The 22,600-nt window shown below is 33.5% G+C and carries 21 protein-coding genes and 2 pseudogenes; 5 read left to right on the top strand and 18 right to left on the bottom strand.

Annotation, left to right across the window (positions count from 1 at the left end; translation table 11 throughout):
• Nucleotides 1–33 precede the first annotated feature (33 nt).
• The 3 genes from VB264_RS17165 to VB264_RS17155 are packed head-to-tail and all read left to right on the top strand — an operon-like array spanning nt 34 to nt 4,381.
• Nucleotides 34–2,661 (top strand): efflux RND transporter permease subunit, encoded by a 2,628-nt coding sequence (locus VB264_RS17165; RefSeq protein WP_323251234.1) that lies wholly within the window; start codon nt 34–36, stop codon nt 2,659–2,661.
• Between the two features lie 12 nt (nt 2,662–2,673).
• On the top strand, nt 2,674–3,786 hold the full coding sequence (locus tag VB264_RS17160; protein WP_323251232.1) for an efflux RND transporter periplasmic adaptor subunit: 1,113 nt from the start codon (nt 2,674–2,676) through the stop codon (nt 3,784–3,786).
• A gap of 10 nt (nt 3,787–3,796) precedes the next feature.
• Complete coding sequence (locus VB264_RS17155) at nt 3,797–4,381, top strand: hypothetical protein (RefSeq protein WP_323251230.1); 585 nt, start codon at nt 3,797–3,799, stop codon at nt 4,379–4,381.
• Between the two features lie 469 nt (nt 4,382–4,850).
• Here VB264_RS17155 and VB264_RS17150 read toward each other — a convergent pair whose 3' ends face one another.
• The 17 genes and pseudogenes from VB264_RS17150 to VB264_RS17070 form a co-directional block, all read right to left on the bottom strand.
• A complete protein-coding gene (locus VB264_RS17150; protein WP_323251228.1) occupies nt 4,851–6,056 on the bottom strand; it encodes an NAD(P)/FAD-dependent oxidoreductase in 1,206 nt (401 codons plus the stop codon).
• A 347-nt stretch (nt 6,057–6,403) separates the two neighbouring features.
• Nucleotides 6,404–7,036: a class I SAM-dependent methyltransferase gene (locus VB264_RS17145; RefSeq protein ID WP_323251226.1), complete on the bottom strand. Its 633-nt coding sequence runs from the start codon at nt 7,034–7,036 to the stop codon at nt 6,404–6,406.
• An 11-nt stretch (nt 7,037–7,047) separates the two neighbouring features.
• Nucleotides 7,048–7,551: a DUF6691 family protein gene (locus VB264_RS17140; RefSeq protein ID WP_323251224.1), complete on the bottom strand. Its 504-nt coding sequence runs from the start codon at nt 7,549–7,551 to the stop codon at nt 7,048–7,050.
• A 15-nt stretch (nt 7,552–7,566) separates the two neighbouring features.
• Complete coding sequence (locus VB264_RS17135) at nt 7,567–8,142, bottom strand: YeeE/YedE family protein (RefSeq protein WP_323251222.1); 576 nt, start codon at nt 8,140–8,142, stop codon at nt 7,567–7,569.
• Between the two features lie 3 nt (nt 8,143–8,145).
• On the bottom strand, nt 8,146–9,543 hold the full coding sequence (locus tag VB264_RS17130) for an OprD family outer membrane porin (protein WP_323251219.1): 1,398 nt from the start codon (nt 9,541–9,543) through the stop codon (nt 8,146–8,148).
• Nucleotides 9,544–9,732: 189 nt separating this feature from the next.
• Entirely contained in the window at nt 9,733–10,155 is a 423-nt protein-coding gene (locus tag VB264_RS17125; protein WP_323251217.1) for a DsrE family protein, read from the bottom strand.
• Complete coding sequence (locus tag VB264_RS17120; protein WP_323251215.1) at nt 10,152–11,243, bottom strand: c-type cytochrome; 1,092 nt, start codon at nt 11,241–11,243, stop codon at nt 10,152–10,154. The genes VB264_RS17125 and VB264_RS17120 overlap by 4 nt, the downstream gene beginning before the upstream one ends.
• A gap of 243 nt (nt 11,244–11,486) precedes the next feature.
• The gene (locus VB264_RS17115; RefSeq protein ID WP_323251213.1) at nt 11,487–12,902 is read right to left on the bottom strand and encodes an MBL fold metallo-hydrolase; all 1,416 of its coding nucleotides are present in this window, start codon (nt 12,900–12,902) and stop codon (nt 11,487–11,489) included.
• 887 nt (nt 12,903–13,789) lie between these two features.
• A complete protein-coding gene (locus tag VB264_RS17110) occupies nt 13,790–13,993 on the bottom strand; it encodes a YgaP family membrane protein (protein ID WP_323251211.1) in 204 nt (67 codons plus the stop codon).
• Between the two features lie 174 nt (nt 13,994–14,167).
• Nucleotides 14,168–14,542, bottom strand: coding sequence for a rhodanese-like domain-containing protein (locus VB264_RS17105; protein WP_323251209.1), 375 nt, complete (start codon nt 14,540–14,542; stop codon nt 14,168–14,170).
• 122 nt (nt 14,543–14,664) lie between these two features.
• Nucleotides 14,665–14,892 carry a DUF6132 family protein gene (locus VB264_RS17100; RefSeq protein WP_323251207.1) on the bottom strand — a complete coding sequence of 76 codons (228 nt, stop codon included), beginning with the start codon at nt 14,890–14,892 and terminating at the stop codon, nt 14,665–14,667.
• The gene (locus VB264_RS17095; RefSeq protein ID WP_323251205.1) at nt 14,870–15,115 is read right to left on the bottom strand and encodes a hypothetical protein; all 246 of its coding nucleotides are present in this window, start codon (nt 15,113–15,115) and stop codon (nt 14,870–14,872) included. Before VB264_RS17095 ends, VB264_RS17100 begins: the two co-directional genes overlap by 23 nt.
• Before the next feature lie 5 nt (nt 15,116–15,120).
• The gene (locus tag VB264_RS17090) at nt 15,121–15,450 is read right to left on the bottom strand and encodes a rhodanese-like domain-containing protein (protein ID WP_323251203.1); all 330 of its coding nucleotides are present in this window, start codon (nt 15,448–15,450) and stop codon (nt 15,121–15,123) included.
• A 126-nt stretch (nt 15,451–15,576) separates the two neighbouring features.
• Complete coding sequence (locus tag VB264_RS17085) at nt 15,577–15,861, bottom strand: redoxin domain-containing protein (RefSeq protein ID WP_323251201.1); 285 nt, start codon at nt 15,859–15,861, stop codon at nt 15,577–15,579.
• A 184-nt stretch (nt 15,862–16,045) separates the two neighbouring features.
• Nucleotides 16,046–16,524 (bottom strand): annotated as a pseudogene (locus VB264_RS17080) (MBL fold metallo-hydrolase); the annotation flags it as partial.
• A 236-nt stretch (nt 16,525–16,760) separates the two neighbouring features.
• Nucleotides 16,761–16,922, bottom strand: a pseudogene (locus VB264_RS17075) (sulfite exporter TauE/SafE family protein); the annotation flags it as partial.
• Between the two features lie 89 nt (nt 16,923–17,011).
• Nucleotides 17,012–17,662 (bottom strand): Crp/Fnr family transcriptional regulator, encoded by a 651-nt coding sequence (locus VB264_RS17070; protein ID WP_323251198.1) that lies wholly within the window; start codon nt 17,660–17,662, stop codon nt 17,012–17,014.
• A gap of 744 nt (nt 17,663–18,406) precedes the next feature.
• Between VB264_RS17070 and VB264_RS17065 the strand changes: the two genes are divergently transcribed.
• Nucleotides 18,407–18,994, top strand: coding sequence for a recombinase family protein (locus tag VB264_RS17065; RefSeq protein ID WP_323251301.1), 588 nt, complete (start codon nt 18,407–18,409; stop codon nt 18,992–18,994).
• A 256-nt stretch (nt 18,995–19,250) separates the two neighbouring features.
• On the opposite strand, the gene VB264_RS17060 is transcribed toward VB264_RS17065, so the two are convergent.
• Nucleotides 19,251–21,644, bottom strand: a complete 2,394-nt coding sequence (locus tag VB264_RS17060) for a T9SS type A sorting domain-containing protein (protein WP_323251196.1) — start codon at nt 21,642–21,644, stop codon at nt 19,251–19,253.
• A 321-nt stretch (nt 21,645–21,965) separates the two neighbouring features.
• Here VB264_RS17060 and VB264_RS17055 point away from each other — a divergent pair, with 321 nt between their 5' ends.
• Complete coding sequence (locus tag VB264_RS17055) at nt 21,966–22,484, top strand: serine hydrolase domain-containing protein (protein ID WP_323251194.1); 519 nt, start codon at nt 21,966–21,968, stop codon at nt 22,482–22,484.
• The last annotated feature ends 116 nt before the right edge of the window (nt 22,485–22,600 follow it).

Genomic DNA, 22,600 nt, shown 5'->3' with positions numbered 1-22,600 from the left:
TCCCACGTTATAGACGAAATTGTTCAGGCTGTTATGAAAAACAACCAGATTACACCAGCAGGAAATGTAAGGGTTGGCGACTATACTTACATGACTCCTATGAATTCTGTAATGGGAAAAGTAGAGGACTTTTTAAATATACCCTTGCACAAAGGATCAGGACCAACCGTTTTTCTACATGATATTGCTACGGTTGAAGATGCTTCAGATGTAACTGTAGGTTATGCTTTGGTGAATGGGAAACGCTCAGTCTATATTCCGCTAACCAAAACTTCTGATGCATCTACCATGGATGTGGTGAATGCTTTGAAAGCAAAACTCCCTGAAATGCAGTCATTAATACCCGATTATATAAAATTACAATATGAATTTGACCAGTCTGTTTATGTAATCAATGCCGTCGAAAGTTTGGCCTCCGAAGGTTTAATAGGGGCTTTACTCACAGGCTTGGTAGTGTATTTATTTTTAGGAGATTTGAGGAGTTCCTTAGTGGTAATAGTTACGATACCAATTTCATTGCTTGCCGCCATATTGGCTTTGAATATGGCTGGACAGACTATTAATATCATGACGCTATCAGGCCTAGCCTTGGCAATTGGTATTTTGGTAGATCAAGCCACAGTAGTAATCGAAAATATCCACCAGCATCTAGAGATGGGCAAAACTAAATCAAGAGCTATTTTGGATGCTACCCGTGAAGTATCCTTCCCACTTTTACTTATTACACTTTGTATTTTGGCAGTATTTGCACCTGCTTTATTGATGAATGGAGTACCCAAAGGAATGTTTATGCCACTGTCATTGGCGGTAGGCTTTTCGATGGTGGCCTCGTATATTTTCTCGCAATCGCTTGTACCTGTATTATCTAACTGGTGGTTGAAGGGACATGAACATAAAACACCCCATGCAAAGGAAATCTTGAATGATTTATCTAATGTACAAGAAACAAAAATGGAGCATTATGAAGAAAGAAATTTGCAGAAAATCACTGGATTTGAACGCTTTAAAATAAAATATTTGCATTTGTTAGATATTCTATTAGACAAAAAAGTAATCGTAATCCCACTTTATTTGATTCTCAGTTTTGGCATACTTGTTTTTGGCTTTCTGACCATTGGTAAAGATATGATGCCCAAACTTGACCATTCTAGGCAATTTCAATTAAGATTAATTGCCCCACAAGGTTTAAGAATAGAAAAGACTGAACAGACTGTTATTAAAACAATAGACATTATTAAGTCTATCGTTGGAGACAAGAATGTTGATATTACTTCTGCCTTTGTGGGAATGACACCATCAAGTTATGGTACTAGTGCTTTGTATGTATTTAATGCAGGACCACATGAAGCTGTTTTACAGGTGAATTTAGGAGAGGGGTATAAGGTAAAATCCTTGGATGAACTCAAAGAAAAAATAAGAAACAGCATTCATCGGCAAATGCCAGAAACCAATGTGTCTTTTGAACCAATTGAACTTACGGATAAAATCATGAGCCAAGGAGCATTAACTCCGATTGAAATCATGATTGGGAGTAAGGATTTGGGTGATGGACAGCAATTTGCTAATAAACTGATAAGCCAGTTAAAGAAGATACCATATCTCCGTGATATTAGAATCAATCAACCACTTAATTATCCAACCTTTGATATTCAAGTAGATAGAGTGAGGGTTTCACAATTTGGACTTTCGGCAGATGAAGTAGCAAAATCGTTAGTGGCAGCTACATCATCTAGTAGATTTACTGCTAAAAACTTTTGGCTAGACCAAAAGAAAGGCTTTGCTTATCAAGTTCAAGTACAATTGCCCGAATATCAAATGTCTTCAGTAGAGGATATAGAGAATATTCCCTTGGTGGCTGGCCAATTAAGACCTACGCTAGGTGATGTAGCCAGTATCAAAAAAGTAACAATTCCTGGCGAATATGATAGAGTTGGCCCTCGGCGAATTATTACGGTTTCATCCAATATTTTCAAAAAGGATTTAGGCAGTGCTACCATGGATGTTAATAATGCCATTAAAGCCGCAGGAATCCCTCCCCAAGGGACAGTGGTAGCCCTAAAAGGTATGGCAAAATTATTAGAAGATACGCTTGGTAGTTTGAGCATAGGGTTGGCATTAGCGGTTGTTGTAATATTTTTATTATTGGCAGCCAATTATCAGTCGTTCAAGGTTTCATTAGTTGTATTAGTGACTATACCAGCGGTATTGGCGGGTTCAATTAGTATTTTATTAATGACAGGCAGCACCTTAAACCTACAATCTTATATGGGTATTATTATGTCTGTTGGGGTATCAGTAGCCAATGCACTTTTGTTAGTAACTAATGCCGAAAGTCTTAGATTAACCTATAAAAATGCACAAAAAGCAGCAAGAGTAGCTGGTGCAGTTCGTTTACGGCCTATTTTGATGACTTCCATTGCAATGGTTGTTGGTATGATTCCAATGGCGAGTGGAATGAGCGAATCTGGCGAACAAAGTGCTCCGCTTGGAAGAGCAGTAATCGGTGGGTTAGTAGCCTCTACTTTTGCCGCATTGCTAATTTTGCCTTTAGTATTTGCTTCGATTCAAGGAAAAACTTCGGTCAAATCGGTATCTCTCAATCCAGAAGATATTGATAGTGAATACTATGACCATCAAAATGTATTAGTTGAAAACGTTTAAAAACCAAAATTCATGAAACGTCAAATCATTTTTCTCTTTGCTATTGTTGCAACGGTTCCATTTTTAAATGCTTGTAATTCTTCACAAGCTACTGAAACTAAGGATAATATTTCGGATAGTGAAGATATAGTTTATCCAGTTGTAAAAGTAGCAGAAACCATACCCACACAAGAACTTCATATTCCTGGGGAATTAATGAGTTTCTATGAAACAGAATTATTCTCTAAAGTGAATAGTTATATTAAAAAAATCCATGCAGATATCGGTGACCATGTAAAGGTTGGTGATATACTCGCAGAATTAGAAGCCCCCGAACTCAATGCTCAACTAGCAGAAGCTTATGCCAAAGTACGTGCTTCCGAAGCTCAATTGATGGCAAGTAAATCTGTATTTCGTCGTTTATTAAAAGCGGCTCAAACCCTTGGGGCAGTATCGCCCAATGACATAGACGTGGCTCGTTCAAAAACTGTGGCAGATAGTCTTTCGTTGTTGGGTACAAGTGCAGTTTATCAATCAATTCTTGAAATGAATAGTTATCTTAAAGTAAAAGCTCCGTTTGATGGCGTAATTACAAATCGTAAATTATCGCCAGGTGCTTTTGTAGGGCCCAATGATAAAAATGCGATGCCACTTTTTAGCATTAAGCAAGAGAATAAGCTACGTTTACAGATACCAGTTCCTGAAAGATATGTTGAAGATATTCATAAAAATCAATTAGTAACTTTTACTGTGATGAGCTCGCCCGATAAGGTTTTCAATGGAAAAGTGAGTCGTATTGCTCAGAATGTAGATAGACAAACTCGTTCTGAAATCATTGAAATTGAAGTGCCAAATCAAAAGATGAATTTAGTTTCTGGTATGTATGCACAGGTGATTTTACCGATTGAAAGAGGGCATAAATCACTTATAGTGCCAAGTTCAGCCGTGACCACCACTATGGAGAAATGCTTTGTTGTAAAAATAGAAGGGGGAAAATCAAAATGGATAGATGTAAAAAAAGGCATTGAAACAGATGGTAAAACAGAGATTTTTGGAGATATACACAAAGGTGATATTGTTTTGAAAACAGCTAATGATGAAATGAAAGCTGGAACTTCTTTAAAAGTATCTGAAACTAACTTCTAAGAATAACATAATGAGAGTTTATCTGCTAGCATTTGTCATCTTGATGATGACAAATGGAGAGGTATTGTTAGGTCAAAACCTAACATCCAAGGATGTAATTCCTGATAACGGGGTTTACCATTCTCTTCAAGACTTTAACCTACACCGATTAAGCTATAGTTTTCAAAATAAAAAAGAAGGCTATCAACTAAAATTACCTCGGTTGAATACGATTGAAATCAAAATGCCGAATCTTACAACGCGAATCTATTTAAGAAATGTGTGGGGGTTTAGACAAAATGGGCATGATTGGGTTTTTAGAAATGGTGAACTTTTTGAACTGCTAAACTATGAGGGCCTTTGGATTTATCAAAAATCTGTACTTGATGATAGCGGTAATCATGACTTATATTATTTCAGTAAATCTCCTGAATCAGAAATCATTTGGTTGAATCGAAAGAACATCAAAGAAGTATTCGCTAAGGATACTGCTTTTGTAAATGCTTTGGAATTATTGAAATGGAGTCAGTCGATTGATACTGTAATTCCACCTAACAATAAATTGAGGATAGTGGAATTATATAAGATTTCACATAGTAATAACACTCAATATTAAAAGAAACATTTTTTGTTTCTAATGAATATATACATGTGATAGTAAATTTTTAAATACTTAGGTTTTAATGCTAAATATATGATGATGAATTGGTTTTGAATTATAGAAAGACCCCCAATTAATATAATTTTTACTAGATCCAATTGTACTTATTTGAAAGTACAATTGAATAACTTAATGGGATTAGTGATTACGCCAATAATTGTTAAGAACCAAAAAACAATTACTCAATACGGCAATTCTTTAATTGTGTTTTCCCATGTCATAAGTATTTGAATAATCCTTGTATCAAAGGAAAATGAGTCATTAAGTCCCCCAAAAATGGTAGAGCTGCTATTGCCAAAATATTAGTTGAGAATCGTTTAAATGAAAGAGGTTTTATCAAATTTTCGAGGTTTGATAAAACCATCCTAATCACCCGAATCATAGCGATAAAAGCCCTGAAAATCGATTTAAGCAAGCTTTTGTTTTAAGCCCTACCTTTTAATATTTTGTTCCAATATAACCAAGGCAATAAATATTTTTTCATAATCCACATCGTCCATCTTGGGACTGCTTGGTCAAATGGGAAAGTCATTTTAGGCGTATTGGTGTAGTCAAACTCTGCTAACATCAATTTGCCATACTGTGTAGGAATTGGACAAGCGCTATATCCATCATATTGGGCACCACATTCTTTATTGTTCAAAAATGACAACAGATTTTCTACAACAACTGGAACTTGTTTTCTGATGGCTGCTCCCGTTTTACTACAAGGGGCATTTACACTATCTCCACATGCAAAAACATTAGGAAAACGACTATGTTGCATCGTATTTTTGTTGATTTCAACGTAACCAAGTGGATTATTAGCATCCGCTAATGGACTATTTTTAATAAAATCAGGGGCTGATTGAGGTGGTACAGCATGACAAATATCAAACTTCATTTCTTTGAGTTCAGTGAAACCATCTGCATTTTTTTCTTCATAATAAACCGTTTTGTTAGCTCCATCGATTTCTACGGTATTACTAAAAAAATGGACATGAATATTATTTTTTGCTACTACTTTAGACAATGTTACGGCATATTCTTTTACACCAAAAATAACACTTGCACCAGAAATATAATGTACATTACATTTATCCAAAATACCTTTCTTGCGCCAATAATCGCAAGCTAAATACATGATTTTATGAGGAGCTCCACCGCACTTTATCGGTGTGGATGGATTGGTAAATACAGCTGTTCCTCCCTCAAAATTCTTGATAAGTTCCCACGTATAAGGAGCTACGTCAAAGGAATAATTACTTGAAACCTGATTTTTCCCAAGTGTTTCTTTAAATCCTTTTATTTTCCCCCAATCAATTTGTATACCAGGAGCAACGATTAGGGCATCGTAGGTATATTTTTTACCGCTTTTACATGTTGATTGATTTTGCTCTGGTTGGAAGGTACTCACAGCATCTTTTATCCAATTAGCTCCTTTGGGGATATAATCAGCCATTCGTTTTTCAGTGGCATTAATATCAAACTCTCCCGCACCTACCAACGTCCAGGCAGGTTGATAATAGTGCTTCTCTGATGGCTCAATAATCCCGATATTTAAAGAAGATTTTTGTATAAGGAGTTGAGCCGCTGCAGATAGACCTGCGTTTCCCCCACCTACGATAAGAATTTGATAATGCTTACTCATGGATTAAATATATTGAGTTATGAATTTTATCAAAATTGTATAATTATAAGTGGTTATTCGGTGACAAATATCACATATAAACTATTATTTATGAAAAAACTCAGTATTTCTATCAATATATCATTAAATTAATCATTGGGGAAATAGCAATTCAGCTTTTTCTTTGTCGTAAAAAACAAAAATATTTATCCATATTCTGCGGGCTATTCTGAAAAAAATGTAGTTAGTAAAAAGATGCAAGGCACAACGAAATAAAGTAAATCAATGGGATCGACATTAAATTGGCTTTCATCATAATCTATGACTTTAAAACCCATTTTTGAGGTTTATTATAGATAGTATTATTTTCAAGAAGCCATCTCATTTTTAATGAAACTACAATATACAAAGTTCTGAATAGTATCAAATGGCGTTACATGGTTTTCAGTTAAACAAACTACCTTCTTAAAATAATTGCCGATTGTTTTCACTAAAGTTTTTTTTGAATACTGTTTTATCGCTATTCCGCTGCATTTGTTAGGTCCTTTTTCTGAGAAAGTGCCCAATACTAAAATTCCCAAATGTGCTATATTCTCATTTATATTTTTCAAATAATTCTGAATTTCAGAATCATTGGTTAAAAAATGAAATGCAGCTCTATCATGCCAAAAATCATACTTTTCATTTGGTACAAACTCAGTAACATCCGTAACAATCCATTTCACAAGTATTGCACGATTTCCTAATCTGTCTTGAGCTTTTTTTAAAGATGATTCCGAAATATCTAAAACTGTTAAATCAGTATAACCCTTATCCAAAAGAAAATCAACCAAAAGGCTATCTCCCCCGCCTACATCAATAATTTTGGCATTTTGGGGTACCTTAAATTTGTCAAAAAATGATAAAGAAGTTACTGGTTTGGATTGATACCAACTAACGTCCGTCAAATTTTTAGTTTGATAAATATTTTCCCAATGGCTCTTACGATTAGAATTTTCCATGTTTTATGAATTTAATTTGGTAATTTTTCTTTGAAATAACCATACGTCCATGTACCCGCAATTGCACTCAATAAAGTAACTATTACGACCACATATCCACTACCAATTTGTGCAAATAATGGGCCAGGACAGGCTCCTGTAATTGCCCAGCCTAATCCAAAGATAAGCCCTCCGAAGATTTGACCTTTTTGAAATTTTTTAGGATGAAAAACAACTCTTTCTCCATCTAAGGTTTTGATATTAAACTCCTTAATCAAAAATACTGAAATCATTCCTACAATCACTGCACTGCCGATAACCCCATACATGTGGAAACTTTGTAAACGAAACATTTCTTGAATTCTGAACCAAGATACGATTTCGGCTTTCACAAAAACAATTCCGAACATAATTCCTACGAATAGATATTTAAGATTATCTGTCCAAGTTTCTTTTTTTGTTATATCATTTGGTGCATCACATACAAAAGGATCGTTGTTCTGTATTGGACTTGATTTTATTTGTGTATTTTTCATTTTGAAATGTGATTTTTAGAATAATTTAAAAATGTAAGGCATTAATAAATGGGTCATTGTAAAACCGCCAACCATGAAACAACAAGTGGCGATTAGCGAAGGAACTTGTAAATTTGAAAGCCCCATAATAGCGTGTCCAGAAGTACAACCACCCGCCCAACGGGTACCAAAACCTACCAAGAAACCACCTAATACGAAGAAAATTAAGCCTTTTAATGAAAATAAAACAGCTGTACTGAATAAATCAACGGGCATTATACCAGAAAAATCTTGAATTCCTAAGGCTCTCAAATCCGTAATTGTGGCTTGTGAAATAACAAATGTGTTAGGATTGGCTAATAAATTTGTTGCAATCATTCCGCCCAAAAAAGTGCCTAAAACGAATACTAAATTCCAAATTTCTTTTTTCCAATCATACTTAAAAAAGGATATATCAGCAGGAAAGCAAGCGGCACAAACGTGACGAAGTGATGATGAAATTCCGAAAGATTTATTGCCAATTAATAAAAGCATTGGTACTGTTAAACCAATCATTGGACCAGCCAGATACCAAGGCCACGGGTTACGAATAATATCTAAAATGTTTTGCATTAATTAAAATTGATAGTTGAGTATAAAATTTAGTTGTGACATATTTACTTTATTAATTATATAGCGCTCATTGTCGTATATCTCACCTTGATTATTTTTTTGAACATAAAGAAATTGAGCATTTGTTCCCTTTAAAAATCCTCTAAATTGATAATTTATAGAAGCTGTAAATTGCGAAAATGAAGGTATTCCGTACTTATTCAGGTTCGTATTTTTGACATCGGGAAGCCTATAATATCCATAACCCAATTCAGTTTTGAGCGACTTATTGAACCAGTTTTTAGCTATTTTTGCCGAATATGCCCAAACATCCCCCGAACCTTCTATTCGTTCTCTTGGTAGAAAAGTATAAAACTGTTCAACACCCCATTCACGAGGCATTAAATACCGTCCATCCGCTGTAATTCTGCCAAAATTAATGGAACTTTCAACCATTTTAGTAGTATATCTAATTCTGGCATTAATGATATTTGATTTATTATGAGTTGGATAATATGTCTTCAAGATATCCGAATTTCCACCGTTTCCATCCGAATTCTGAGTGATAAACATCGCTCCAATCAAAAACTTCTGAGTATTATTAAGGTTATGAGTGTATTCTGCTTTAATATAAGCCGTATTGAAAATGTTTTCCGCTAAAATATTGCCCATTAATATCTTTAACCGTGGAATGGGCATATAATTTACATCCAATATCCCAATCCCTGCACTTGAAATATTACCAAAATATTGTGACTTTGTCCCGTTCAAATTGACCCCAGATGGATAATATCCCAGTGAGTTTTCAACTGAATACCAATGAGTAGTTGAACGTGGAGAAACACCCAAAATTAAGTCTAATTTAATTTGAATCTTTTTATTTGGGTTTAGGGTTAATACCACTCCTTGAACCATAGTGGGTGACATTCTTCCGTCTTGGGCATTGATAAATAGATTTTGGGGAGTATAATTACCAACTAAAACCGATGAATTCTTGAACCTATATTTCAGATAAAACATCTGTAAACGAAAGAGTAAGTTTTTCCTATTTACATCCGCTAAATCATACATTCCAACTTCATAACGGTTGTTTGCCTTGGTTGTTGGGTCTTGAACTGTAAAATCGGATGAAACAATATCTTGTGTCAGAAAGCACCCAATATTTATCTGGAATCCTTTATAATAAGCTGACTGATAACCAAAACCTAAACCTACGGCAGTGGCATGATAATCGGAAAGCTCATTCTGATTATTGGTTACGATGGACAATAGACGAAATTGTCCATAAAACGTTCCTTTTAAAAATGCTTCCGCAAGATTATTGGTATCTTTTACAATGCCATTTCTATCATTAATATCCTGACTATAATTAATATTAGCCCATAAGAGTAGCAATATTATAATCGTAATTTTTCTCTTCATCTAATTTTGCAAAATAATATTTTACAAAATTAGAATCAGGATATTTTAGAGTTCGTGACAATTGTTACACTCAAACAAATTTATAATCAACGCCATAAACTTTGCTTAACAATTCTTGGGGAGCATCCAAAATTTTGGCATCTTGTCTGAAAACTATGTAATAGGTTATTTTTTTACAAAACTCGTTTTTTAAAACCCAGCTTTTATATATGACCAACCGTCTTCCTCTTTCAATACAATTTCAGCAATACCAACAGGGACAAAAGTGGCAGAAGGAAGTATTTGCTTTTTTTCCAAATGACGTTGTTTCATTGTGTTTTCACAAACCGCAAACACAACACCTTTTTCAGTAAGCGATTGTATCTCTTTGGCAGTTTTGGCTTCTTCAATTTTCATAAACCCTATACCATTATTGTGAACAACAACTTCAATTTTAGCCGTTTTCCAATAATCCAAAACATTGTTAATTTGCTTAACCAAGGATTTATGTACGAGTGTATCGCTCGATGCTAAATGAAATACAATTTTATGTTCTTTCTCTTTGGCTTGAGCATTTGCATTATTGACAAATCCAGCTGTCAATAATGATAGAATTAAGAGTATTCTTTTCATAATTTTGCTATTGATGGGTTTTTAACTTTTAAGTCTTTATGCTTCTCTTTCCACTCTTTAATGAGTTTGTAAGGCCCAAACTTATGCTGACTTTCAGAAAATGGGTCAACGTAAGGCCCAAAAGGATGGTCGAATGGTTTCCCCGCCACGTTGGGCCAATCTTTACTTAAATCTTTTGTGGGGCGAGGCATTGAATTAATAAAAGCCGCCACATCCCAAGCATCTTGGTCGGAAAGTTGCGTTTTTTCATAGGTCACACCAAATGGCATATTATATTTAACGTATCCTGCCAAATTTGAAATTCTGAATAATCCCGCCCCAATATTATAACTATTTTTTCCCCAAAGTGGTGGGTAAATATAGTTTTTGCCATTCTCCGCCAAAACACCTTGTCCATTATTTTGATGGCAACTTTGGCACTTTTGTTCGTACACCGCTTTTCCCAAAATAGGGTCACAAGCTCTTTTTAAGTCTTTCATTTTGAAAATACCTGAACCTCGGGGTGTTTTTTTCTTCGGAACATCCGTTCCAAGCCATTTCATATATGCTAAAATTGATTCCATTTCTTTGCTATTTGAATCAAGTCCAATACCATTCAAACTCCGCTGAAAACAGTCATTTACACGTTTGATTTGGTTTTCTTTACTACCAGAACGTTCTCTAAATTTGGGGTAAGTTGCTTGAACGGCAGCATAATTATTCCCCCATGGTTGCGTACCTGCCTTCAAGTGGCAATTTTGGCAATTCATACCATTAGAAATATGTTTTATGGAACCTTTAGGTCCCAAATAATCGGCAGTATGAGCAATTAATTCACGTCCGTATTTTACTTTTTCTTGCTCTCCTGGTTCAAGTTTCATCATTCGCCAATCAGCTGGAGCATTCCAAAGATGAACAAAATTTGAATCAGGTTGAATATATTTCTTCTTAACTAATCCAACCTCATCAGAAGTTGAACTTGGAAACCCAAAAATAAAAAAATAAATTAGCGTAAACATCAAAAGGAAAACAGCACCGAGTAAACCCATTATCATTTGGAGAGAACTGCGAATTTTATCCGTTTTATTTCCGTAATCGTGTTTTGACATTCTTAATAAATGGTTTAATTTTTCGATCCAAACAAATTTAATGATTTTAATACAGATTGGTTTGTGACATTTGTTACATATCAATTAAAAATTGTACATATCTACTAAACACAGATACTGCTTGTTTATATTTAAATACCTATTAATGAATAATTATTGAGTTTCAAAACTCCCCGAACGCATTCATCAAAAAAGCCAATAATCAATTAAGAATTACTGGCTTTGGTATGGTAAATATAGGAGTTATAAAAGTGTTGTTGGGCAAACATAAGCTGTTTTTGGGACATTTGTTTGAGCAATTGCTGTAAAACCGCCTTTCACATCCACAAAATTATCCCATCCTCTTTGTTTTAAAATAGAAGCCGCAATCATGCTTCGATAGCCCCCAACACAGTGCAGTATAAATGGCTTGTCTTTGGGTATTTCTGCCAAATGGTCATTAATTTCATTTAAGGGAATATTCACAGCATTTACAATATGCTCTGAATCATATTCGCTTTTTTTCCTTACATCAAGAACTATCAGTGGTTCGCTTGAATATTTATGAGCAAATTCGTCGGCAGAAATTCTATCTACGGTTTCAAAATCCTTTTCTGACAACTTCCAAGCCTCAAAACCACCTTTCAAAAATCCAATGGCATGGTCATACCCAACACGTGCTAATCGTGTAATGGTTTCTTCTTCTTTGCCTTCATCTGTTACTAATAAAATTTCCTGTTTAATATCGGGAATTAGCTCGCCAACCCACATAGCAAAATTACTATCTAAGCCGATGTTGATACTATTTGGGATAAAACCAGCCGCAAAATCATCCGTCTGACGACTATCTAAAATCAACGCATTTGTTTCATTGGCAACCAATTCAAAATCAGTTGGTGAAAGTGATTTTTCACCTCTTTCAATGACTACGTCCATACTTTCATATCCTTTAATATTCATCAAAACATTTTTTGGAAAATAAGCAGGGGGTGCCGTTAGACCAGTTAAAACTGCTTTTATGAACTCATTTTTAGTCATATCTGGACGTAAAGCATAATTTAACCTCTTTTGATTACCCAAAGTATCGGTAGTTTCTTTACTCATCATTTTACCACAGGCACTCCCTGCACCATGATTTGGATACACAATCAAATCATCCGATAAAGGCATTATTTTATTCCGTAAAGAATCAAATAAATAACCTGCCAATTTTTCTTGGGTTAGGTCGGCAATTACGTGTTGAGCTAAGTCAGGGCGACCAACATCTCCAATGAAAAGCGTGTCTCCTGTGATTAAGCCACTTTCCTTCCCATTTTCATCAATCAATAGATAAGTCGTGCTTTCCAAGGTATGCCCTGGTGTATGAATGACCTTTACCTTACAACTTCCAACCTCAAATATCTGATTATCCTCAGCAATTGTAGCTTCAAAGACTGGCTTTGCCGTTGGACCATAAACTATTGTTGCCCCGGTTTTTTGAGCTAAATCCAAATGACCACTCACAAAATCAGCATGAAAATGTGTTTCAAACACATATTTAATTTTGGAATGGGCTTTTTCTGCCTTTTTAATGTAGGGATGCACTTCACGAAGCGGGTCAAATATTGCTACCTCGCCATTACTTTCAAGATAGTAGGCAGCATGCGCTAAACAGCCAGTATAAATTTGTTCTATTTTCATTGTAATATTTTGTTAAAATGTTTTTTGATTTAATATTTTTACTCCATTATGACGAAATATCATTCAAGGACATTTATTTGATGAGCATGTACGTTTCATATATGTTTAAGTTATATTTCTATCTCAAAATTGGAAGTATTATTTAGAGATAGAAATGACAATTATCACAATGATTGATTTGTACTGTTTATGGAATGATATGTACGAATTATCAAAAACTTGTTACGTTAATTAAATTTGAAATAGCCGTTTATCTTTTGAGACTATGATTAATTTGACTGAGGTATTCGTTAAGCTTATTGTACCTTTTTAGGTTTCTAAAAGACTGTTTTTAATCTATTATTTCCATTTTCTGATTGTTGTCACGTTTCACGTATATCTATCAGTATATTCATAATTTAGGTTATTAAGGATCTCTAAGAATAAAAGACAGCCCAACAAAAAATACAATTATTCGTGTCCAAATCCAAGAGCGAATACTTGTCTGAGATTCACTAACATCAATCAAAAACTGCTTTTGATCTCCTTTTCTGTAAGTATTTATCATAATCGGCTGATACATCATCACCAAACGAGAATTATACTAATGAAGTAAATGCCTTAATGGCTCAAACGTATTCACGATATTCGTCTTCGCCATTAAAGAAATTGTAGCAGCAAAATGTGAAGTATTAATAAAATCAAGGAATACCAGCCTAATTTTATACTTACAAGGGTATTATTACCAACTGTAGGAACGACATAATAGATTAACCTTGTTCTATTTTACCAACCAAAAGCGGAATAAAAAGTAATCAAAACCCCATGTTGGGTCACTGCATTTCATGTTTAGCAGGTGCGGCTGATTGTACTATTGAAACCCAAGGAGATAAAGGGAATTGAATTAATTATTTTACACCACAAGTATTCATACCAAAAATGCTATACAAAGGGCAAAAACTAGCAAAACTTGTTAGCAAAAAAATGCCAGCTACCACAAGTGTGACGATACCAATTGTGCCTGTAATAGTACCTGTAAAATACAGAGCCAAAGCAAATATTGCCACAATAATTCGGATAATACGGTCAGCGCCGCCCATATTTTTTTTCATTATTTTAGTTATTTGGTTTAATTAAAAAATTTAATAATAAAATACAGAGCCGTAAAAATAAGGTACAAATACAACAAGCGGCTGTAATTTTTAGGGCTTTTGATTTCATAAATAAACGTCACATTTTATGTTATCACAATGTTGATTTTAAAATCTTCTTCTATAAGTTCAATGTTAAAGTTCCTTTTCAACCTCTTTTTTATCAATAAACCCAATATTCGACCATGTAAGTTTTTGATTCTTAAATACTTGTAAAATAGGAAGTGCGCCTATTTTCAGTTCCTTACAAAGGGCTTGATTATCATCGGCGTTAATCCGTATAACTACTACTTTATCAGCTTTATTTTTTTTAAATCTCCTCATTTGATTGGCTGCCGAAGAACTTCTTCCACCACTCAAACAATAAACAAATACGGGTTTAGATTTATCGAGCAAAGTCACTTGTTTATCAAAATCCTTGTTGTTCCAATCCACATTCTTTGCTTTTTGAAGATGCCCTTTTGAAAATTTATCGGATGTTCTTACGTCAATAATCGGGGAAGTGGGCAATTCATTCGCCTTATTGGCAAAATCTATTGCTGATAATTTGCTGCTTTTTGACTGTCCGTCAGAACAATCATATAGAAAAAAAGATAAAGCACCCCCCTACTAAAAATCTTGTTTTCATATTATTATCTGGTTGGAATTTCCCCTTTTCTTTTAAAGCGTTTCCAATAGGATTGAATCAAATCAGAAATAATGTAGCCCGTAAACATTCCATAAGGAACCATCCTTTGCCATTTTGATTTAAGCGGGCAATTTCCCGTAATACAGCCTATTTCTTTCCAATAAAAGTATCCTCCTATTCCTCCCAAAACTACTCCTAAAATAAGGATTTTATTGCGACCTAACTTCTTCATTTCCGGTTTCTTTAATATCAGTTCTAGTTGGATTTTTGTTTTGCAGAATTTTACAACCACGACTTCCACAACAACCAATATTTAAAAGCACTTGCACAACGAGGATTCCGCCCAAAATACCAAATAATGGCTGACTATCTGTAATTGAGGAGTAAATCCCCCAAATACCTAGCACCAAACGCAGAATTCTCATGAAATTCCACTGTTGTGCAATTGCTTTCAATATATTTATTTTAAAAATGGCCATCTCATCAACCCTCCTGATAGATTATATAAATTCTCAAAACCAACATTACCCATTAATTTACACACACTACCACTCCGATTGCCACTCCGACAATAGACAAAGTAAGTTTTACTTTTATCAAGTTCTTCTATTTTTTTGGCAAAATCACTCCCCATACTGTCAATGTTTATTGCTCCATCAATACCACTTTGTTTAAATTCTGCGGGAGTTCTCACATCCAGAATTATACCGTTAGTTTCACTCATTAATCTATTGAAAGTAACGGCACTTACATCCTCATAATTCTTTTTTGTTTTTAAAAAATCGAACATTGCTTTGTTAAGATTAAATATTAAAATGATATGTAAAATTGATTATTCCTTCCTAATTAATACGTGATATTTGTTACACATACGATAAAAAATCTATAAAAAAGTGGTTAAAACGCCCAATTTAAATTACAGCAATTTCTTAACTAAGTAGAGATCCATATGGGAGTGAATACTATCAATACTCAATCCCAACAAATTACAATTATGAGCATCAAAAAAACGTTCTTGTTCATTAGCAAAACCCGTCATTTCGGTTGTATAAATTGGCGTAAAATCGGCTGGATGTGAGAAGGAAATTACCCATTTATTGGTATTATAATCTGATATTTTTAATTTTCTTATGGTAGTAACTACTTCAAAATCGGGAGTAATATCGCCGATTCGTGGCATAGAATTTATTTGTGCTGACATGATAATTATTTGATAAAATTAACTTTTGTAAAATTAGCCATAGCTACTCCACAGTACAGTGACTAAAGTTACACAAAACAAAAAATCACGGAAATCTCTATTCGTGATTCTGAACTAACCAAAAAATTACAAAACTTTTATGCTTCAGAAGTCATTTTCTCTACAGCACAGCTCACAAAATATTTTGCTTTGTGGATAATTGTATTGTTACTATTAATCCTGAGGCCTTTTCCAATAAATTAAGACGACCCATATCGCCAACAAATACAAAATCTCCCGTGAATAACATCACAGGCTCAAGACTTGCCGGTTTGTCAGTCAATAAAAACTGATACTTTCAGGCGTATGACCAGGCGTGTAGATTACTTCCAAAGTTAAATTTACAACCGTTATTATACTTCCATTTTTAAGTCCTGTGTGAGCAAACTCATATTGCCAATCTTTACCACGTTCGTCCGAAAGTTACATTTCTGCGCCTGTGATAGCTGCCAATTCACGGGTTCCTGTAAGAAAATCAGCGTGAATATGCATTTCAGTTGCTTGATTGATTATCCTATTATTTTTTTTGGCGATTTCAAGATAGGTATCCACATCTCTTTTGGTATCAATGACAATGGCAACGCCAGCTTTTTGACATCCAATAAAATAGCTCGACTGAGCCAAACTCTTATCATATACGTGTTAAAAAAAACATCATTCTTGTTACTTAATTTGATATTTTAAAATTAGTAATTCCCCCCAAAAAAGTCTGTAACATTTATTACACATCTGGTTTTTTTAGATTATCTGAAGAATATTTCTTTAGTAATGCTATAAATACCCATCATTAAAACGAACTATCCGAATTTTTTTTGAGTTTTTCCCCTTAGATAAATCTTGAAGAATAAGTACCAATAACAACCTACAATAAATAAAGAATATGCCGAGCAAAGAACGGGACTAAAACCAAGAAGATAAACAAGAACGGGCAGCGTTAAGATACTTCCACCACCACCGATTAAACCTAAACTAACTCCAATAAGGATAAAAGCAGAAAACTCAAATATTTGAATAGAATTCATAATTTTAAAGACTTGTTTGATTATTGTCTTGCAAAACTATGAATTCAAAAAAGGGAGCAAATTGACAAATATTATAAAGCCAAGAAAAATTAAGTTTTAACGATATCAATTAATTCAATTTTGTTTCGAGAAAGTTTCACTCGCCCGATTCTTTCTAATTGTTTCAATAAGCGAGAAACAACCTCTCTCGAAGTGGCAAGTTCTTGAGCTAATTCCTCATGGGTAATATTAAAAAAACTGCATCCACACTGTTTCGATTTACGATTTAATAATCCCAAAAGCCTTTCGTCTAATTTTTGAAATGCAATCTGGTCAATTACACCTAACAAATCATCGAATCGTTTTTGATAAGTTATAAATACAAATTGTTTCCAAGTGGAATATTTACTTATCCATTCGTCAATTTTTTCAACAGGAACCGCAATTAATTTGGTTTTTTCATCGGCAATTGCTGTGATTTCACTCTTACGGCGGTCAAGGCAACAACTCAACGACATTGCACAAGAATCCATTCCGCCCAAATAATACAATAATGCCTCACGACCTTCTGAATCCGCTCTTAATATTTTGACTGAACCACTTAATAAAATGGGTACAGTTCGTATATAACCGCCAGGTTTCATGAGTATAAATCCCTCATCTACTTCCATATAATTACCAAATTCCACTAATTCTTCTAATAGTGCAACCTCGAACATACTTCCGAATTTTTCATGCAACGACTTAATATCTAATTTCATCTTTGAATATTTCTTTTAATTAAAACAATAAATTGCATTAAATAATTGAAAAATACATTTCATCAGCAAAACATTTTTATCAAGAATCTCTACTTTCTAGCTATTAAGCAGTCATTCAAATTTAAACGACGTTTTGAATTTTGTAAAATGTTTAATTTCATCCAAATCAATTTTAAATTTAGTGCTTACTTGACTCATTATTTCTTCGACTGCGGTTGTTCCATTATTAGAATATGCTGTAAGTCATATCCATTAAAAGTAACCCAAAAACATTAAGTCTTTTACTCTTTTTGGGGCAAATACGTACATATTCATCTTTAGGTTGCCAGCCATAAGGTAAGGGTGGAGTTAGTGAAAAACCATTTATCCGTTAGATATCCAATTGTTCATCCAATCTCGGATAGTATGGGTAAGTACTTTATAGAGACCAGAGAGACTCTTTATATCATACCCGAGATGACTGAGTAAAATCGTATCGCATTTATGTCTAATATGTGCCTCTTACTTGTCTTTGAGGTCATTTCCAAAAGAATTACGTCCTCTGGACTTAATTTTATAAATCTATATTCCATATAACAAAGATAAGTATATTAAAACGTCCGTTTAATTATACAATTTTACTCCTCAATAAATTTATTAGAGAAATAATCTAAAACCCTCAAAAGTCATTCCAAATTGTATAAAATACTTGTATATTATTCAAAGTATAAATATTTTTACTCATATATGAATAACTATATACAAATGAAGATAGGATATGCTAGAGTAAGTACCAAAGACCAAAACCTCGAAATGCAAACTGATGCTTTGACAAAAGTTGGTTGTGAAATAATTTTTACCGAAACGGCTTCAGGTGCGAAAACAGATAGAGTTGAACTTACTAAAATGCTAAGCCAGCTTCGCAAAGGTGATATCGTAGTTGTTTATAAACTTGATAGATTGGGAAGATCTTTAAAACATTTGTTGGAAGTAGTTGCTCAACTGAATGACAAACAAGTTGGTATTCAAAGTATCAGTGACGCCATTGATACAACTACACCACAGGGGCGATTATTTTTTAATATCTCTGCTTGCTTTGCTGAATTTGAAAGAGACTTAATCAGAGAAAGAACAAAAGCTGGTTTAGAAGCTGCTCGTGCCAGAGGCAGAAAAGGTGGGCGCCGCCAAGGCATGACCAAAGAAGCAGAACAAAAAGCAATATTAGCCGAAACTTATTACAAAGAAGGCAAAATGGGTGTAAACCAAATTGCCTTAGAAATCGGAGTATCAAAAATGACGCTTTACAAGTACTTGAGGCTTCGGAAAGTGACGATTGGAAGTTACAGTAAGTAAAATTACAGTAAGTAAAATAATCTAGTAATCAACAGCGAACCATTAAACAGAAACCTTTAATACATATCATAACTATGTAAACGAAGCATCTATTGGAGCATCGACTTTATGCCATTAATTGGTTAAGCTATGAAACAAAGAGGAATTTGTGATGAAAAATAATAATTATCACTATAACATACTTATTATCAAACTACTAATACCCATTCGTAGAGTTTTTGCTCCGTTTCTTTAAACCAGGCCAATAATGTTCTGTTTACTCCAATACTATTTTAGTAGTACCTTTCTGTTCTTTTTGTTGAAATTTTAAATAATATGTTCCCTGTCTCAGTCCATCTACTAGAATTGTGGTCTGTTTAATAAAAGTGTTTGACAGTACTTCTCTTCCTAAAGCATCATAAAGATAAAATGTTGTATATCCTTCCATGTCTGTTTGGACTTGAATTATACCATTTGCTGGATTAGGAAAAACCTTAAATTCTTTGTTGGGTTCACTCTGATTACTTAAAATAAGCTCTACTTTCAATTCAATTTGAGATTTTGTAATACAACCATTTTTGTCTGTAACGCTAACCTTATAAATGCCTCCATCCTCAATTTTAACACTCTTTAGTATTGGGTTTTGTTCATTAGATATATAATTATTGGGTCCATCCCAATGATAGGAATTCCCACCAGAAGCAGATAATTGAACATCTGTACCAGTATAAATAATTCCTCCTGTGGTATTTGAAGAAATTGAAGTTTTTACAATAGGATTAGGGTTAATTATTACCTCAACAGAAGACGTATTTTTACATCCATTTTCTCCTGTAACCTCAACAGTATATGCTCCAGTATTAGCAGAAACTATATTTGTAATTTTAGGATTCTGTAATGTTGAATTAAAATTATCGGGGCCTTTCCAAACATATTTTCCACCACCTGTCGCATTTAAGGTAATTTCTGTTCCCACACAAGCTGTAATATTCTTGGTAATAATAGTGGGTAATTTTAAGATTATTATTTCAACAGAATCTTTGGATGTTGTTTTGGGCGAAGAACTTTCTATTTTTAAATAATATTTTCCTTCGGGCAGAGATTTAGATAATGAAAAAAGAAAGTCTTTGTCTTCATTTGCTTTAGTAAAGGATATAGGCGTATTAACTTTATCTGTCGATAAATATACTTTAAACTGATTGTTACTATCAAATTGACCAGCAATTTTGGGACTTGCTTTTATGCTATCACCCTGACAAACTTGTTTATTACTAACATTCCCAATTGTTAGAACAGGTAAAACATTTACTTTCAAATCCATTTCTTTACTTACACAACCATCATCATAACATTGGGCTGTATAAGTTGTGTTAATTTTTGGGGAGATATTTAATACATTAGTTGATAGTTTTAGTTGGTCTTTTACGCTTTCATTGGCATTTTGCCAGTTCCAAATTACATTTTTACAGCCTTTGGCTACCAGTAAGTTATTCTCTCCAAACTCCATCGTTATTTTCTGAGCGGATAAGTCTGGTTTTGTGACTGTTGTTTCACAAGGGTTAAAACGAAGTAATCCGAAAGCATTGCTAAACCATATTTTTCCAAAATTGTCAATATACATTCTTTCTGTTAAACTATAATTGGCTAATGGTGGAAGTTCTCCTAAATTTTTCCAATTTACATTGTCATATTTTAGTATTCTTGCATTATCAACTAAATAAATATTATCATTTTGATCAATCCCAAGTTTATTTGGATTTGAAATCAATGAATTATTATTGTCAAACACTTTCCAAGTAGTACCATCAAACTTGATTAACGTTTTGATACTATTATTAGATACAATAGCCCATAAATTACCTTTAGAATCTAATTTTGATTCTAAAGTATAATTTCCCAATATGGGTGTATTCTCTTTGTTAAAGACCGTATAAGTCTTATTATTTAAATCATAACGCCAAAGCTCCCATGGTTTTGTTGAAGAATCATTTATTTGATACCAAGCATAATCACTGTTCCAATCCATGAGTGAAGAGGCCTTATCACTAATATTAAGTTTTAATATTGTTGTGATTTTCCCATCAATGATACGGGATAATGTATAGTTACCTCCTGCATACCCAAAAATCAAATTATTTTTGATGTCAGCAAAAGTTAGGGAAGTGTTTTCTGGATTACTAATGTCTAATTCTGTGATTTTTTTACCTGTTTGTTGATCCATTTGAATTAAAGAATAGGCGGTTTGGGCAAAAGCTCCATCATAATCTTTAATTTTACTGGTAATATTCATAACCCAAAGAGAGTTATCGGAATTGACAGTACTTAACCCTAATATCATGTTTCCGATAGAGCCATTCGTACTATTCCTATCTAAATTACTTGTTGTTAAACTATCACCACTAATCCGAACTAAGCCTCGACTATTCTTAATATAGATACTGTTTGTTCCAACAGTAAATGAACTGACATCACGTGCAAAAGTTTGGATTTTATCGTTATTAAAGAAAGACCATTGATTCGAAATTTTAGTATTACCTGTTCTAAACTTTCGGTTGTATTGAAATAAAACGCCTATTGGAACATTTCTCGAATATTCATATCCGTCTCCTTGTTTGTATATCTCTTCAACTCTTACAAAATAATCAGTATTAGGAGATAAATTTTCTGCCATATATACATAGCTATTGCTCAAACTAGTCGTAGGTTGTTTCCTACGACTCAAAATGTTAAAGAGCGTCACGCTCGTACAATGTATCAGGGATAAATATTCCTTTTGCCGTGCAACATTTTAATATATTCAATAAGCTCTTTCGAGCGTGAGGCTATTCTTAGTTTTAAGTCTTTGGAAACTCTAAGTATAGTTTGGGAATAATACAAAAAGTACGACAAAACTTTCACATATTAGCGGGTTAGCCATAATTTTACAAACAAAATTTCAGATTAAATGTAACAAAAGTTTACTGAAAGTCGTCAATTATATAAAAAATCAAAAATGAAGAAATATTATTTGCTATTTGTAATCTCAACTATTTCACTTTTAGGATATGGTCAAGAAAAAATAAAAATAATCGATTCCTATATTAAGGAGATTATTAAAATAAATAAAATTCCTGGTTTAGCTTTAGGAATTGTGAAAAATGATAAGATAGTATATGAAAAATATTATGGATTAGAGAATTTAGAAGACAATAAAAAAGTTGACAAAAATTCAAAATTTAGAGTTTATTCCACAACAAAGCTGATTTCGAATGTAAGTGTTTTTCAACTTATTGAAAAAGGTAAATTATCTTTGGAAGACAATGTTTCAAAATACCTTGAGAATCTTCCATTGGAATGGCAAAATGTAAAAATTGAAAACCTCTTATCTCATTCTTCAGGAATTCCTGATTTTGTACGTTATGAAGATGTTTCTGGAAATATAAAAAACGAACAAATGATCAATAGATTATCGAAGGAAAAAATGGAGTTTGAAACTGGAAACGAATTTCGATATAACCAAACAAACTATTAGACATTTTTAACATATATAATCTTGTTTTCGTACAATTTATTAGGCTATTTTCCTGAAATTGTAAAGTCCACAAGCTGTTTTCATAAGATTTTCTCTGAATCCGAATCTGTAATTAC

The organism is Arcicella aquatica, from assembly GCF_034928825.1.
GTDB lineage: Bacteria > Bacteroidota > Bacteroidia > Cytophagales > Spirosomataceae > Arcicella > Arcicella aquatica.
This window is presented reverse-complemented; position numbering and strand designations above follow the sequence as displayed.